The organism is Vibrio sp. 10N.261.46.A3 (genome assembly GCF_041472995.1).
Classification (GTDB): Bacteria; Pseudomonadota; Gammaproteobacteria; order Enterobacterales; family Vibrionaceae; genus Vibrio; species Vibrio coralliirubri.
Genome location: NZ_JBFRRH010000094.1, coordinates 24,726 through 40,848, shown reverse-complemented (window position 1 = coordinate 40,848; position 16,123 = coordinate 24,726). Strand labels below are relative to the sequence as shown.

Here is a 16,123-nt window from a genome sequence, read left to right as displayed (position 1 = left end):
AGCGTCACCAACATTTTGCTCAATAACGACTCTTATCTACATGACACACCAATGTGCAGGCTCGTGATGACAAGAAAGACACTTATTACAACGATTAGAACGTCTACGGTGACCGTCTCAAACAGGTCTAAGCCGCATAAGGAGATCATGGATGCACAATCTTGCTGTTAATTTGGAGCGTAGCGCTTCGCTTTTTCCAACTAAAGCCGCTCTGCGTATGGGATCAGATGAAATCAGTTTTTCTCAGTTAGAACAACTTTCTGGAAATGTGGCTGCTAACTTGAAGAGACTTGGGTTGCAGAAGGGAGATAAGGTCGCATTGTCATGCCCGAACGTGACTTACTTTCCGATAGCCTATTACGGGATTCTAAAAGCGGGCTGTGTAGTCGTGCCTTTGAACGTGCTATTTAAGGCCAGAGAGATCGCTTATCACCTTAATGACTCTGACGCGAAAGCCTATTTATGTTTTGAAGGCAGTGAAGAGCTTCCAATTGGTCGCTATGGTTTACAAGGTTTTGAGCAGGCAAACCACTGTGAACACTTTGTCGAGATGCCTATTCCAACAAGTGCAGACACTACTTTAGAAAGTAATGAGCAGCATGAATCAATAGCTGATTGGTTGGCACAACCTTTTACTCCGTTTGAATCTCTGGCTTGCCATGGTGATGATACCGCTGTGATCCTTTATACCTCTGGCACGACGGGTCAACCCAAAGGAGCTGAGCTTTCCCACACCAACATGCAGACCAATGCGATGTCGTCACAATATCTAATGAGATTGGAATACAGCGATACGACGATGGCTACGCTTCCTTTGTTCCACAGTTTCGGCCAGACAGTGATGATGAACGCGAGTGTATTGACGGGTTCAACCATGGTGTTGATTCCTCGTTTTGAACCGTCATTGGTTATTGAACAGATCATTAGCCATAAAGTCAGTGTCTTTGCTGGCGTTCCTACTATGTATATCGCGCTATTAAAGGCGGGAGAAGAGTCTGCTGATACTTCAGAAAAAACAAGCAAACGCTCTGAACAGGTAAAACACAGCTTGAGATTGGGTGTTTCTGGCGGTGCTTCTATGCCGCTTGAGGTCATACGACAGTTTGAGTCTCGTTTTGAGTTACCGGTACTTGAAGGATACGGGCTATCTGAAACAGCTCCGGTTGCGACTTTTAACCATATTGATGGCGATCGCTTATCGGGTAGTGTCGGTCAGCCTTTATGTGGCCACCTCATCAAGATTACTGATATACAAGGCAACTCTGTCGCCATGGGTGAACTGGGCGAAGTCTGCATTAAAAGCCCAAGTGTCATGAAAGGCTATTATCAAAGGCCAGAGGCGACAGCTGAATCCATTCGTGATGGTTGGTTCTTAACGGGAGATATCGGACGCGTCGATGAGCACGGTAATTTGTTCATTGTTGACCGTGTGAAAGACATGATTATTCGTGGCGGTTACAACGTTTATCCACGTGAGGTTGAAGAAGTCTTGATGTGTCATCCCGATGTTGAAATGGTTGCGGTGGTAGGTGAGCATCATGATCATTTAGGCGAGGAGATCCACGCGCATGTGGTGCTTCACGAACATACGCAATGTGATAGTGCCGCCTTGATAGCATGGTGTCGTGAGCAACTCGCCGACTACAAATACCCGCGTAAGGTATTCATTCGTAAAGCCTTACCCATGACAGCAACCGGAAAAATCTTGAAGCGCGAGTTACACCCACTAGAAATAGCGGAGATGGCAAATGGATAGTTATGATTTTATTATTGTTGGCGGTGGTTCTGCGGGTTGTGTCATGGCTTCGAGGCTGTCGGAAGATCCTAATGTGTCGGTTTGCTTGTTAGAAGCGGGTGGTAAAGACACGAGCCCATTCATTCATACACCTGTTGGCGTGGTCGCGATGATGCCAACTAAACTCAACAATTGGGCATTCGAAACGGTTGAACAGCCGGGTTTGAACGGTCGTAAAGGCTACCAACCAAGAGGTAAGACACTTGGCGGCTCTAGCTCTATCAATGCCATGATGTACGCACGTGGGCACCGCTACGACTACGATACATGGGAAAGCTTGGGTAACACAGGTTGGAACTATGATTCGTGTCTGCCTTACTTTAAGAAAGCAGAAAACAACGAAGTTCATCAAGATGAGTTTCATGGCCAAGGTGGGCCTCTAAATGTGGCAAACCTTAGATCGCCAAGCCCTATGTTGGAACGCTACTTAACAGCCTGTGAATCGATAGGTGTGCCTCGCAATGAAGATATTAACGGTGCTGCTCAGTTTGGGGCGATGCCGACGCAGGTAACACAGTTGAATGGCGAACGATGCAGTGCTGCCAAGGCTTACTTAACGCCAAACCTTTCGCGTCCAAATCTTACGGTCGTGACTAAAGCAACCACCCATAAGGTATTGTTTGAAGACAAGAAGGCGGTTGGCGTCGAATACGGATCGAGCGGCAAACGTTATCAGATTCGATGTAACAAGGAAGTGATTCTATCCGCTGGCGCGTTTGGTTCGCCCCAATTGCTATTACTGTCTGGTGTCGGTGCTCAAACTGAACTAGAGACGCATGGCATCAAACAAGTTCATGAATTACCTGGAGTGGGAAAGAACCTTCAAGACCATATCGACTTAGTGCACTCGTACAAATGCAGTGAAAAGCGTGAAACCTTCGGCATCTCGCTGCAAATGGCCTCTGAAATGACCAAAGCCTTACCGCTATGGCACAAAGAACGCCGCGGTAAGATGAGCAGCAATTTTGCAGAGGGGATAGGCTTTCTCTGCTCCGAAGATCGTATCGCTGTACCGGATTTAGAGTTTGTATTTGTGGTCGCTGTTGTCGATGACCATGCAAGAAAAATCCATACTAGTCATGGCTTTACCTCTCATGTCACCTTATTGCGACCGAAGAGCCACGGCACCGTAACGCTCAATAGTAATGATCCCTATGATCCGCCTAAGATCGATCCTGCGTTTTTCAGTCATCCTGAAGATATGGAGATAATGATTAAGGGCTGGAAGAAGCAGTATCAAATGTTAGAGAGTTCCGCGTTTGATGATATCCGTGGCAATGCTTTTTACCCTGTGGACGCCTGTGATAACAAGGCTATCGAGCAAGATATTCGCAATCGTGCAGACACCCAGTATCACCCGGTCGGGACCTGTAAAATGGGACCTAACAGTGATTCTTTAGCTGTGGTGGATAAAGATCTCAAAGTTTATGGATTGGATAATTTGAGAGTCATTGATGCTTCTGTGATGCCGACACTGATTGGGGCAAACACCAATGCACCTACCATTATGATTGCTGAGAAAGTTGCAGACCAGATCAAACAGGAATACGGGTTATACAAGCAAGAAGCTGACATTCAAGCGAAAGGCGAAGCTGTGGTCTAATTCAAGAAGTTAAGTGATAACCATAAATAAAACAGTAGGTTAGAAAGTCTTTCTTTAATAAGACTCTCTAACCTATTTTTGTATGCTTACTTAGAATTAAGTAAGGCTAGATCAATAGTTTAACTAATAGTGTTACTTAGTTAGTGCTTGATTAAGCCACTGATCAAATTGACCTTTTGGCAGTGCACCGTTAATCGTATCGACACGTTTACCGTCTTTAAACACCATCACGGTCGGAATGCTTCTGATTTGATACATTGCTGCGAGCTGCTGCTGAGCTTCAGTATCAATCTTAACGAATCGAACATCTCCAGAGCGTTCCTTTGCAACGTCGCTGAACACGGGTGCGAAGCCCACACATGGGTTACACCATGTTGCCCAGAAATCGACAACTACAGGTTGTGAACTGTTCAAGATAGATTGGAAATTAAGTGACGTTCCCTCGATAGGAGCGCCATCGAGCAGTGCTGTTTTGCACTTACCACAAGTTGGGCTTTCTGAAATTCTTTCTGAAGGAACTCGGTTTACGCCATTACATGAAGGGCAGCGTGTGTTGAATGTAGACATAACTTTCTCTTTTTATTGCAACTCCGTGGCTAACGCGATTTACGAATCACGCACAGAGCGCTTATACTGTTTAAAACAAGAATACGATACTTAAATAAAAACAAACAATAAACAGGTAAATGATGACAAAATTTTACGCCGAAATTACTGGCTGGGGAAAGTGTCTGCCACCAGCCGTGCTGTCCAATGATGATCTAAGCACTTTCATTGATACGTCTGACGAGTGGATTCGAACTCGAACTGGTATCGAAAACCGTCGTATCAGTCATGTAAATACCTCTGAGCTAGCGACTGTTGCTGCGAAACATGCCATGGCGTGTGCTGGTCTAACGGCTGAAGACATCGACCTCGTTATCATCGCAACGTGCAGCCCAGATTCTCTTATCCCAAATACCGCGTCTAAGGTTCAGCAGAACTTAGGCATTAAAAGTGCAGCGGCTTTCGACCTTAACGCAGCGTGTACTGGCTTCATCTACGGTGTTGAAACAGCAACTCGACTGATTCAAGCGGGCAACTACCGCAATGCAATCGTTGTGGGTGCAGAACGTCTTTCATTCTTCATCGACTGGACCAAGCGTGATACTGCGGTTCTTTTCGGTGACGGCGCTGGCGCTGTGGTTTTGTCGCGTACTGAAGAGCAAGTGGGTTTACAAGAAGCTCAAATCGGTTGTGACGCAGAGGGCCGTGACATTCTAGCAGTACCAAAATTCGGTACTTCTATGGACCGCTTTGCTGCTGATAACGGTTACTGGGACTTTGATTTCATAGGCAAAGAGATCTTCAAGCGAGCAGTAAAAGGCATGGGCGCTGCAGCACATACAGTATTGAGTCGCACTGGCATCTCAACCGACAACATCGATGTTGTGATTCCGCATCAAGCGAACATCCGAATCATTCAAACTTTGTGTGATATGGCGGGTATTGAGCGCGAGAAAGCATTTGTTAACATCCAAAACTACGGCAACACATCGGCTGCAACCGTACCAATTGCACTGTGTGAATCGCTAGAGCAGGGTTTCGTTAAACCTAATTCAAATATTCTTGTTGCAGCATTTGGCGCTGGTTTAACTTGGGGTGCTGGCCATATTAAGTGGGGCAGCCGCGTTGAACCGCTAAGTCAATCGGATGCTAAGCTTCCAGAGGCTGATAAATCGGCGTTAGAGCTTCTAGAAAGAGCCATTTTACACTGTAAAACGCGTCCTAATTCTGAGAGCGAGTAGCTGCATGACTCAAGTTCGTTTTATGACTGAAGCCGACCTCGATGGGGCGGCTTTGGTTCATCAATCTGCCTTTATTCGACAGAAAAACTCACGCGAATGGTTACAATGTAACTTAAATGCTTCACCACGTTTTCTTAGCTTTGTTGTTGAAAGCGAAGGTGAAGTTATTGGCTACATTATTTGGGTTCAAAAGAGCGGGTTTAGACCTGAAGCTGTTTTAGAACTAGAGCAACTTGCCGTGCTATCAACTGCGCAGGGTAAAGGATTGGGTAAAAAGCTGATTCTTGATTCCTTACCGCAAGTGAAACAGAAGCTAGCAGAGCAAGACTCGACACTAAAACATGTGCTAGTAACGACCAGAGCGGATAATTTTGCACAAAAGCTCTATCAGTCGACATTAGGCGCTGAAGTCGAAACTACGATTTCAAACCTGTACTCTGCTGATGAAGTGCTTATGATAGCTCGCAATGTAGGTGAGCGAATCTGATCGCTGAGTTCTTAGAACCAATTATAATCAGCGGTATAAATTGATTTACGTTTAATTAGGGACTTCTACAGTCCCTTTTGTTATTTCTTAGGAAGTGTTTTGAAGAAAGTTTTAGCAATTGGCTACGTTTGGCCAGAACCGAATTCATCGGCGGCTGGCAGCCACATGATGTCTCTTTTACGTCTATTTAAGAGACAAGGTTGGTCAGTTGAATTTGCAACACCCGCTCAAGAAACCGAGCATATGATTGATCTCTCTGAAGAGGGCATCACAAGTCAATCTATACAGTTGAATTGCGATAGCTTTGATCAGTACATCGAAGAGCTGCAGCCTGATGTCGTGATGTTTGACCGTTTTATGATGGAAGAGCAGTTTGGTTGGCGCGTTGAGAAGGTATGTCCGAACGCGTTTAAGCTGTTGGATACTGAAGACTTGCAGTTCCTGCGTAACGCCCGCCATGAAGCCGTTAAGAAAGAAACTGAACTGACCAAAGCACACTTATACAGTGACTTAGCCAAACGTGAAATTGCCGCGATCCTGCGCTGTGATCTTTCGTTGATCATTTCAAGTTACGAGATGGAGCTGCTTCAATCTGAGTTCAATATCGACCCCAAACTGCTTCATCATCTGCCTTTCATGGTTGATCTTAATACGCTGCCTGAAAGCACGAGAAGCTTTGAAGAACGTAAGCATTTCATGACGATAGGTAACTTTAGACATGCGCCTAACTGGGATGCTGTGCTTCAGTTACAAAAGATTTGGCCGAAGATTCGCAAACAGCTGCCTGACACCGAACTTCATATTTATGGATCGTATCCGCCCCCAAAAGCGACCGCATTACACAACCCTAAAACCGGTTTCCATATCAAAGGTTGGGCAAAAGACGCTCAAGAAGTGATGGAGCAAGCACGTGTGTGTGTCGCGCCACTGCGTTTTGGTGCGGGCATTAAAGGTAAGTTGCTTGATGCAATGAAGCTTCAAACTCCAAACGTGACCAGCGAAATTGGTAGTGAAGGCATGTTGCCGCAAGGTGAGTTGCAATGGCCGGGTGCGGTTGCAGACGATATCGACGCGTTTGTTGAACAAGCTGTTGCTCTTTATAAAGATGAAGAGAAGTGGCTCAAGGCTCAAAGTCAGTGTCATTCAATTCTTGAAGCGCACTACGAACAGAATCAACTGGGCGACAAATTGATCGAGCGATTGATTGCGCTAGAGTCTGAGCTTGAGTCTCATCGACTGGATAATTTCTTTGGCTCTATGCTGAAGCACCACAGCATGGCAAGCACTAAGTACATGTCGCAGTGGATTGCTGAGAAGAACAAGATCAAATAGCTGTTCTTTACCACCAAAGACAGAATAAATCTTAAGCCCTTAGGTTAACGCCTAGGGGCTTTTTCATGGGGGAAGTTTTTTGGCTTTTGTCTTTAGACACTAGACTTTCAAACCGAAACACATTAGCATTGACTAATTTATATTTATTAGTAAACTCTAATTTAAATGGTGGTGAGTTAGATTTGAGTTTGTGGATAGGAGAGGTCGGTGATTAGTTTTATACCTTGGGATGCGTTTTTCGGTGGCATGCTGCTAGGCGCGTCGGCAATTATTCTGATGTTGGGCATCGGACGAGTAGCAGGAATCAGCGGAATCGTTAGCCGCTTATTGCCGTCTAGAAAGAATAAAAGCTTAGAATCAGGATTTGAATCCAGCTCGGACTTCCGTATTGAGAAAACCGAGAAACATTGGCGACTTGCCTTTGTTGTCGGAATGGTTGTCAGCGGTTGGTTGTTGATTCCAACTGGTTATCAACTTCCTCAGTTAGAAGAGATCAACTTCGCAGTGGTTATCATAGCTGGCCTTTTGGTGGGCTTCGGCACTAAGGTTGCGAATGGCTGTACAAGTGGCCATGGCATTGTGGGAATGGCGCGTTTGTCTAAACGTTCAATTGTCGCGACTTGTGTGTTTATGGGTGTGGCAATGGCAACTGTGTTGGTTAAGAATCTGATTGGTTTGGGGGCGTAATGAAAAACTCTTCGTTTGCTATCGTTATTGGCTTGCTCGCAGGTCTTCTTTTCGGCTCTGGCATGATCATTTCAGGCATGGTTGATCCAAACAAAGTACTTGGCTTTTTAGACATTACTGGCGACTGGGATATCAGCTTGGCATTCGTGATGGGTGGCGCGTTATTGGTCTTCGCACCGTTTTATCACTTAGTCATAAAAAAGCGCGCTCAAGCCATCAATGGCGAGCCTTTAGACAGCCGTAACAACCCGATAATCGACAGAAAGCTGATTCTAGGTTCAACTGCCTTTGGTTTAGGCTGGGGGCTTGCAGGCTTTTGCCCGGGCCCAGCGGTAACCAGCCTTAGTGGCGGCAACCCAACGGTTTGGCTGTTCGTCTTAAGTATGCTGGTGGGAATGTGGCTGGCGGGACGAGCGAATAAAACCTGTTAGTAGAAAGCTTAACGTTGATTAAAGTGGCTTTGACGTCATTCGTTCTGAGCTGACCAAGTCTAGAGGTTGACTCGCTTTCAGAAAAAAGCCAGTCACCTCTTTTTTATATCTTTCTGATAGTCGTTGAAACTGGGCAGTGGTCACTGAGTTTGTAATCAAGCACATCTTGCGTTTCAAAGACCTTTTGCTTAGCAAGAGAAGCATTTAACGATTTGCTCACTACAATATGATCAATGACAGAACGGAACTGATGCGTGCGATGGTTATTGTGGTTAGAGCGTACCTTACAATCTGCTCGAGTTTTTCTTGTTGCCAACTGAGCATCGGTATTTTGCGTCATATCTTTCCACATCCAATCTCTTGAGTAGGATAGGTTGTGGTTGAAATCACCTAGGATCGCGTAATCCTGTCCGTTTCTTTCTCTCTGCTGGATCCACTTATTAAGTTGTTGTGCTTGGTCTTTGAGTCTTGAACAATCGCGGTTCGACTTGTAAGCGCCGCTGCAACCCGCCTTTAAATGCACAGACAACATGTGAATAGGCTTGGTTTCCGTTTCTACAACCATGTAACTGGCAAACCTAAGCTTGCTGTTAGCACTCGACTCCAGTGGGAAGTCAGCGTAGTCGGTGAGTGTGATTCCTCTACGAACGGCGAACCCTGTGTATTGGTTCACTTCTTTGAACTGATGGTTACTGTTTTCTGGCAATGCTCGGTCAGACATCAATATCTTGTATTGATCGCCAGCGATGCGCTGAATGGCATTTACGTCGTCGACTTCTTGAAAAGCGACCACATCCGCATCTAAGGATTGAAAGTATTCTTCAAGTTTGTCGAAATCAGCTTGATCACGTTGGGCAGAAAACTTATTCACAGCCTCGTTGGTTGATAACCATTCGATATTCCAACTGGATATGGTCAAAGGTTCAGCAAATGTCTGGCTACTGAGTAAGCAACCTAACATTATCCAGTTTTGAAGTCGTTTCATCCCAAATATCCCTAATTTTGTCGTCCAATATAGTTGAGCCGTTATCCTACAACACTTACCAAAAATTCAACTCTTTTTAGCAGTTTTTTTATTGTTACATTGTTTCTTTTCGACTTGAGAACTAGCGTAATAATATTGAATTGATCTTAGTCAGCGTGAGAGTTTTATTGATCCAAATCAATACTCGAAGTTGGTGGTTCTCGTTAAATACGCCACAATATCTAGTGTTAGTTAAACGATAAATCGCTCTATATAGTGTGTTTGTGGATAAGTCTGTGAATACCTCAAGAGTAAGGAGAAGTGGTGAAATCAATCGTAATCAAGCGTGATGGCTCAAGAGCTCCATTCAGTAGAGATCGCATCCAAGCTGCAGTGGAAGCAGCATCAGACAAAGCCGATAAGGAAATTGCTATTTATGCACTGAATGTGGCATTAGCAGTTGAGTTGAAGCTCGAAGACTACGATGAAGTTCATATCTCTGAAATTCAAACCATGGTCGAGAACGAGCTAATGCAGGGGCCATACAAGTCTCTGGCTCGTGCCTACATTGAATATCGTCATGACCGCGACATCGCCCGTGAGAAGCAAAGCGCTTTAACTCGTGAGATCGAAGGTTTGATCGAAGAAAGCAATGTTGATCTGATCAATGAGAATGCCAACAAAGACGGTAAAGTTATCCCAACTCAGCGTGACTTGCTGGCGGGTATCGTGGCTAAACACTATGCAAAAACTCACATTTTGCCGCGTGACATCGTACAAGCTCACGAGTGTGGTGACATTCACTACCACGATCTAGATTACGCACCGTTCTTCCCAATGTTTAACTGTATGCTTATCGACTTGAAAGGCATGTTAACGCATGGCTTCAAGATGGGTAACGCGGAAATCGACACACCTAAGTCGATTTCTACAGCGACAGCGGTAACCGCGCAAATTATCGCGCAAGTGGCGAGCCACATTTACGGCGGTACAACAATCAACCGTATCGACGAGGTACTAGAACCTTACGTGATGGCGAGCTACGAGAAGCATTTATCGTTAGCGAAAGAGTGGGACATTCATAGCCCAGAAGCTTTTGCTATCTCTCGTACCGAGAAAGAGTGTTACGACGCGTTCCAATCTTTGGAGTACGAAGTAAACACGCTACACACGGCTAACGGTCAAACACCATTCGTTACGTTTGGTTTTGGTCTAGGCGAAAGCTGGGGTTCAAAACTTATTCAGCAATCTATCTTGAAAAACCGCATCGCAGGTTTGGGTAAGAACCGCAAAACAGCGGTATTCCCTAAACTGGTGTTTGCAATCAAAGATGGTTTGAACCACCAGAAGCAAGATCCAAACTACGACATCAAGCAATTAGCGCTTGAATGTGCGTCTAAGCGTATGTACCCAGACATTCTTAACTACGACAAAGTAGTAGAAGTGACAGGGTCGTTTAAAACGCCTATGGGCTGCCGTAGCTTCTTGAATACTTACGAAGAAAACGGTGAGTTGATTCATGAAGGCCGTAACAACTTAGGTGTTGTTAGTTTGAACTTGCCACGTATTGCGATTAACGCAAAACAAGATATGACTAAGTTCTATGAGCTGCTTGATGAAAAACTGAAGCTGGCTCGTCGTGCGTTAGAAACTCGTATTTCTCGTCTAGAAAACGTGAAAGCGCGTGTTGCTCCAATCCTATACATGGAAGGTGCGTGTGGCGTTCGCTTGAAAGCAGATGACTCTATTGCAGATATCTTCAAGAATGGTCGTGCATCTGTTTCTCTTGGTTACATTGGTATCCACGAAGCAATGACTGCGCTTTACGGCACAGACGTTCACTTGTACGACGACGGCGAAATGCGTGCTAAAGCGCTTGAGCTGGTGGAGTACATGAAGCGTGAAGTGGAATCTTGGACGAAAGAGACAGGTTACGCATTCAGCCTATATGGCACTCCAAGTGAAAACCTATGTAGCCGTTTCTGCAGCATCGATACCAAAGAGTTTGGTGTGATTGATGGTGTAACAGACCGTGGTTACTACACCAACAGCTTCCACCTAGATGTGCAGAAGAAGGTGAACCCATACGACAAGATCGATTTTGAGATGCCTTATCCAGAAATCTCTAGCGGTGGTTTCATCTGTTACGGCGAATTCCCGAACATGCAGAAGAACATCGAAGCGCTAGAAAACGTCTGGGATTACAGCTATACACGCGTTCCTTACTACGGTACGAATACACCGATTGATGAGTGTTACGAGTGTGGTTACAACGGTGAGTTTGACTGTACCAGTAAGGGCTTTACGTGTCCTAAGTGTGGCAACCATGACTCAACCAAAGTATCGGTAACACGCCGTGTTTGTGGTTACCTTGGTAGCCCAGATGCACGACCATTTAACTTCGGTAAGCAAGAAGAAGTTAAACGTCGCGTGAAGCATCTTTAGTAAGCTCTAAGATTATTAGCTAGCTTACTTACTTAGAAGAGCTACGTTTCAAGAAATAGGATTGGTATCGGCGCTATGTCGATACCAATTCATTTGTTTCAACTCTCGCTACTTTTCGAGTTAAACCATTAAGCCATCACGAGTTCTCAATACTGCCTTATGAATTATCACCAATATCACCCAATCGACGTTGTCAATGGCCCAGGAACACGCTGCACTTTGTTTGTGTCGGGTTGTGTGCATCAGTGTCGCGGGTGTTATAACCAATCGACGCAAAGGTTGGACTCAGGGCATTTGTTTACTCAAGAACTGCAAGACCACATTATCGCTGATCTCAATGACCCACGAATCAAGCGTCGTGGCTTGTCGCTTTCTGGTGGTGATCCTCTGCACCCTGCAAACGTGTCTGAAGTGCTTAAGCTTGTTCAGCGTGTAAAAGCAGAATGTGAAGGCAAAGACATCTGGATGTGGACGGGTTACGAACTCGACGAACTCGATGATAAGCAGAAGCAAGTGCTTGAATACGTTGATACCTTAATTGATGGTCGCTTCGAACAAGATAAAGCGGATCCAATGTTAGATTGGCGTGGTAGCTCAAACCAAATCATTCATAGATTTACCGACTTATAAGATTTGTTCTGATTCAGTATTCTCGTAAACAGAAACAGAAACAGAAACAGAAACAGAAACAGAAAAAAGGGCTTCATCGTTAGCGCAATGCTACAAATCAGCCCTTGGGTGTGAGTTCTTTGAATCTATCGCCTGCACGTCAGTGTCAGTTTGGCGCTTACTTAAATAGGAATGTGCTCAGGCTCGTCGATTAGGTTGTTTATCCATTTCTTAGATTGAATCCTATGACTGGTCAGAACTATTTTGGCGAGCTCTTCCAGCAGTACAATCATCAAAACCCATTCTAGCGGCCAACCCAACACCAGCGCAGTAAAGTAGGCAAGGGGAATACCAATCGCCCATTGGCCAAACAGGTCGATGAAGATGCTGTAGTTGATGTCTCCACCGCTTTTCAGTACACCACCAATGCCTACCATATTGAAGACTCTTAGTATCATGCCGAGTGCCATAACTAAGGTGACGTTAACGGCCGTGTCTTTGAGCTCTAAGTGAGTAAGGCCGATCATGTATTCGATCGCGGGTTTAGCAAACCAGCACATCAAGGCTAGCAGAGCCGCAAGCCCACAGCTGACCAATACATACCCCCAAGCAGTATTCTCAACACGTTGATAGTTCTTCGCGCCTATCTCGTTGCCTAAAATGATCGAAGCCGCGACTGCAAACCCCATGAACGCCGAGATCAAGATGCTTTCTACTGGCGATAACAGTGAGATTATCGCAAGCTCGCCAACACCCATCTGACCAACAATAACGTTATAAATCAGTATTCCACCCGCCCAAGCCGTATCATGAACCAACATCGGAATTGCTACCTTGAAATACTTCTTTCTATGCTTCGGCAATATCGCATCTCGCCAATTAATCAGTGTTGGGAACAGCTGAGCGTAGTGTCTCTTCGCCATAACAAGCAGGGCTATTGTTTGAAAGAATCGAGAGACAGTGGTGCCAATTGCCGCGCCAACCACCCCCAGCTCTGGGAAGCCAAATAAACCGAATATCAGCAATGCATTGAGAATCGCATTGACGATGATCGCCCAAATACTGATTTTGGTTGGTAGTTTAGCTTCGCCCACTGAGCGTAGTGCACTTTCTAGCGGCACAACTATAGCGGTACCAATAAGGCTGGCTCCTGTTATCCAAAGGTAATCCGTTGCCAAGCGGACGTAATCAGGGTCTGAGGCCACCACAGACACGACTGATTCAGGAGCCAATGTATAAATCAACACAAAGGGGATGATGGCAAAGACAGACAATGCCCATGATTGCGCTAATGTGCGTCTAATTCCGTTGAAATCTCCCGCACCGAAATATTGCGAAGCTAGCACACTGACGGCACCGCTAATCCCGGATACCATGATCAAGTTGAAGAAAAATATGCGGTTACCTACACCAACCGCAGCGGTAGCTGAGTCACCCAGTTGGTTAACCATAAAAATGTCGACCACGCCGAGTAATGAAAACAACATAGTTTGCAGCGATACAGGCAAACCGATGTGTAACAGCTTTTGCCAAAAATCTTTGTCTAGATGACGATATGTCGAGCGCATCGCATTTCCCCTGTGGTTAATATGCGAGAAGTTTATCGGCATTTGTTTTGGCTGTATTGTTCAGGTTCATCACAAACTTTTGCCAAACTATCTATTTTCAAAAGCTGTCTATTTGTCAAAACTATCGAATGACTAAAGTGGTGATTTAATTGCGGGCAAACCTAATGAGCGACCAGTGAAATGAGTGAGAAACACGAACGCTACGAGATCTCAGATAAGACACATCAAGAGTTTGTCGATCAAAGCCATGTATTGGCATTCGAAGAATTGGGTATCGTTCAGTGTGGGACGGCGTCGTGCCGAGATTTCTTTTCGGTACATCGGAAGAACCCCCAGAAACACATGCTGCTATACACGGTTAGGGGCAAAGGGTGGTTAGAAAGTGGGGCGTGTCGCTATCTTCTAGAGCCAGGGTCATGCATTACAGTTCCCGCGGGCACTGAGAATGGCTTTGGGATTGAAGAAGAAACATGGCAAATCGCATGGATCTTTCTCTCGCCAGATAAGCAATGGGATAAAGTAGTGAGTGATGAAGTGAGTTACACGTTGTCTCCGGCCGCAGAAGTCGTCTCGTCGTGCATTCACACTCTATTGAGAAGCATTGCTCTGCCCATCGATTTGGGGGGAGCGATCGCCAATCACAGTGTAGCTCAAATAGAGTTCATGATTAATGCGCCAGTCCCGCAGCAGCAATCACGTAATTTAATTCGTTTAAGACGCGTGTTCGACAACGTACAAAAGCAGCTCCATAAAGAGTGGAATGTTCATGAGCTTGCGAGCTTGTTCCCGTGCTCAGAGCCGCATTTCCATCGTTTGTGCCAGCGCTATTATTCACATAGCCCAATGACTCATATTATGCGTATGAGAATGGAATACGCTGCTCGTTTGTTGAAATCGAGTGATTGGTCGATTCAACACATTGGCGAGATCGTGGGTTACCCGAATGCAGCTAACTTTAGTACTCGATTTAAAGCTTGGTCGGGCATGACACCAAGGCAATTCAAACAAGGCATTTAGCTGAGAATCAACAAGGTACTTCTTAAACAAGCTACTGATCGTTTGATAAAGCACAAAAGTGTTCGAAATTTGCGCTGTTTTGTGACGTAAAATGACCAATCTCTGATTACTTATTCTAACTAAGCGCTTCTATTAAAAAATGTTTCTGATTTGTCTACGATAATGTTAACGTGAAACTCATTACTTGAATTTCAAAGGGTTGTGACTTTCATGTTTTCACATCTACCAAAACCAACTTTAGATCCAATTCTATCTCTTTCTGTTGCTTACCGCGGCGATACTCGAACTGATAAAGTCGACTTAGGCATTGGCGTTTACAAAAATGACCAAGCCGAAACTCCGATCATGAAAGCCGTTTCTATGGCTCAAGATATCGTTGTTGAAACGCAGAAAACCAAAGCTTACGTTGGCCTAGCAGGCTGTGAAGAATTCAACCAGAGCATGGTTGATCTGCTGCTTAAAGGGACTTCTGCAATGGATCGCGTTGCTGCGATTCAAACACCGGGTGCAAGTGGTGCACTTCGCATGTTGGGTGACTTAATGAAAGTTTCTCAACCCGACACCACAGTTTGGATTTCAAACCCAAGCTACGTTAACCACAAACCGGTGATGGAAGCGGCAGGCTTAAAAGTTCGATACTACAATTACTTCAGTCCTGAAACGAAGCAAGTTGATACTGCAAGAATGTTGGATGACCTTTCAAAAGCGGGTCCATCAGACGTGGTACTACTGCACGGTTGCTGTCATAACCCAACGGGTGCGGATATCAACTTTGAAGCGTGGCAGGAAATCACCAAATTATCTCAGAAGAATGGTTTCTTACCGTTCGTTGATATTGCCTACCAAGGTTTTGGTGATGGCCTAGAAGAAGACGCAAAAGGCCTTCAACACATGGCTAACAACGTAGAAGAGATGTTGATTACGACATCTTGCTCGAAGAACTTCGGTTTATACCGTGAAAGAACGGGCGCTGCTATCGTGATTGGCAAGAACAGCGAACACGTTGGCAATGCCAAAGGTAAGCTTCTTACTCTTGCTCGTTCAACTTACACTATGCCGCCAGATCATGGTGCAGCTTTGGTTAAAACAATTCTTCAGAATCAAGAGCTAACCTCGATTTGGAAGCAAGAATTGAGTGAAATGCAGCAACGTTTGTTAAATCTGCGCCAAAGTTTATGTGATGAATTGCGAAATACTTATAACACGTCACAATTTGACTTCATTGAAAGCCATAAAGGCATGTTTAGTGTACTAGGCTTTAAAGAAACTCAAATGAATCAATTACGTGAAGAATATGGAGTCTATGGTGTTGGTGACGGACGCATCAATATCGCAGGCCTTTCCGAATCTCATATTCCTTATGTAGCTAAAGCGATAGCCAACGTTTCAAAATAGAAG

14 protein-coding genes are annotated in these 16,123 nt (G+C 45.0%); 11 read left to right on the top strand and 3 right to left on the bottom strand.

Annotated features, from left to right (window positions below):
* Positions 1–151: 151 nt before the first annotated feature.
* A complete protein-coding gene (locus AB4484_RS20090; protein ID WP_372080024.1) occupies positions 152–1,756 on the top strand; it encodes a long-chain fatty acid--CoA ligase in 1,605 nt (534 codons plus the stop codon).
* Positions 1,749–3,398, top strand: a complete 1,650-nt coding sequence (locus AB4484_RS20085; RefSeq protein ID WP_372080022.1) for a GMC family oxidoreductase — start codon at positions 1,749–1,751, stop codon at positions 3,396–3,398. Before AB4484_RS20090 ends, AB4484_RS20085 begins: the two co-directional genes overlap by 8 nt.
* A gap of 132 nt (positions 3,399–3,530) precedes the next feature.
* On the opposite strand, the gene trxC is transcribed toward AB4484_RS20085, so the two are convergent.
* Positions 3,531–3,965, bottom strand: a complete 435-nt coding sequence (gene trxC / locus AB4484_RS20080; RefSeq protein ID WP_004731082.1) for a thioredoxin TrxC — start codon at positions 3,963–3,965, stop codon at positions 3,531–3,533.
* A 122-nt stretch (positions 3,966–4,087) separates the two neighbouring features.
* Between trxC and AB4484_RS20075 the strand changes: the two genes are divergently transcribed.
* From AB4484_RS20075 to AB4484_RS20055, 5 genes are all read left to right on the top strand, one after another.
* The gene (locus AB4484_RS20075) at positions 4,088–5,185 is read left to right on the top strand and encodes a ketoacyl-ACP synthase III (RefSeq protein WP_372080063.1); all 1,098 of its coding nucleotides are present in this window, start codon (positions 4,088–4,090) and stop codon (positions 5,183–5,185) included.
* Between the two features lie 22 nt (positions 5,186–5,207).
* Complete coding sequence (locus AB4484_RS20070; RefSeq protein WP_372080062.1) at positions 5,208–5,672, top strand: GNAT family N-acetyltransferase; 465 nt, start codon at positions 5,208–5,210, stop codon at positions 5,670–5,672.
* Positions 5,673–5,771: 99 nt separating this feature from the next.
* Entirely contained in the window at positions 5,772–7,004 is a 1,233-nt protein-coding gene (locus AB4484_RS20065; protein WP_372080020.1) for a glycosyltransferase family 4 protein, read from the top strand.
* 210 nt (positions 7,005–7,214) lie between these two features.
* Positions 7,215–7,691, top strand: a complete 477-nt coding sequence (locus AB4484_RS20060) for a YeeE/YedE family protein (RefSeq protein WP_372080061.1) — start codon at positions 7,215–7,217, stop codon at positions 7,689–7,691.
* Positions 7,691–8,122 carry a DUF6691 family protein gene (locus AB4484_RS20055; RefSeq protein WP_372080018.1) on the top strand — a complete coding sequence of 144 codons (432 nt, stop codon included), beginning with the start codon at positions 7,691–7,693 and terminating at the stop codon, positions 8,120–8,122. Before AB4484_RS20060 ends, AB4484_RS20055 begins: the two co-directional genes overlap by 1 nt.
* Before the next feature lie 103 nt (positions 8,123–8,225).
* Here the strand turns inward: AB4484_RS20055 and AB4484_RS20050 are convergent, their stop codons facing one another.
* Entirely contained in the window at positions 8,226–9,107 is an 882-nt protein-coding gene (locus tag AB4484_RS20050) for an endonuclease/exonuclease/phosphatase family protein (RefSeq protein ID WP_372080016.1), read from the bottom strand.
* Between the two features lie 303 nt (positions 9,108–9,410).
* Here AB4484_RS20050 and nrdD point away from each other — a divergent pair, with 303 nt between their 5' ends.
* Positions 9,411–11,531, top strand: coding sequence for an anaerobic ribonucleoside-triphosphate reductase (nrdD, locus tag AB4484_RS20045; protein WP_048613547.1), 2,121 nt, complete (start codon positions 9,411–9,413; stop codon positions 11,529–11,531).
* 159 nt (positions 11,532–11,690) lie between these two features.
* Positions 11,691–12,161: an anaerobic ribonucleoside-triphosphate reductase-activating protein gene (gene nrdG, locus AB4484_RS20040; RefSeq protein WP_050053060.1), complete on the top strand. Its 471-nt coding sequence runs from the start codon at positions 11,691–11,693 to the stop codon at positions 12,159–12,161.
* A gap of 161 nt (positions 12,162–12,322) precedes the next feature.
* On the opposite strand, the gene AB4484_RS20035 is transcribed toward nrdG, so the two are convergent.
* Positions 12,323–13,750: an MATE family efflux transporter gene (locus AB4484_RS20035; RefSeq protein ID WP_372080014.1), complete on the bottom strand. Its 1,428-nt coding sequence runs from the start codon at positions 13,748–13,750 to the stop codon at positions 12,323–12,325.
* 138 nt (positions 13,751–13,888) lie between these two features.
* On the opposite strand from AB4484_RS20035, the gene AB4484_RS20030 reads away from it, so the two are divergent.
* Both AB4484_RS20030 and AB4484_RS20025 read left to right on the top strand, forming a co-directional pair.
* Complete coding sequence (locus AB4484_RS20030; RefSeq protein WP_050712720.1) at positions 13,889–14,725, top strand: AraC family transcriptional regulator; 837 nt, start codon at positions 13,889–13,891, stop codon at positions 14,723–14,725.
* Positions 14,726–14,935: 210 nt separating this feature from the next.
* Entirely contained in the window at positions 14,936–16,120 is a 1,185-nt protein-coding gene (locus AB4484_RS20025) for an amino acid aminotransferase (protein ID WP_372080011.1), read from the top strand.
* Positions 16,121–16,123 lie beyond the last annotated feature (3 nt).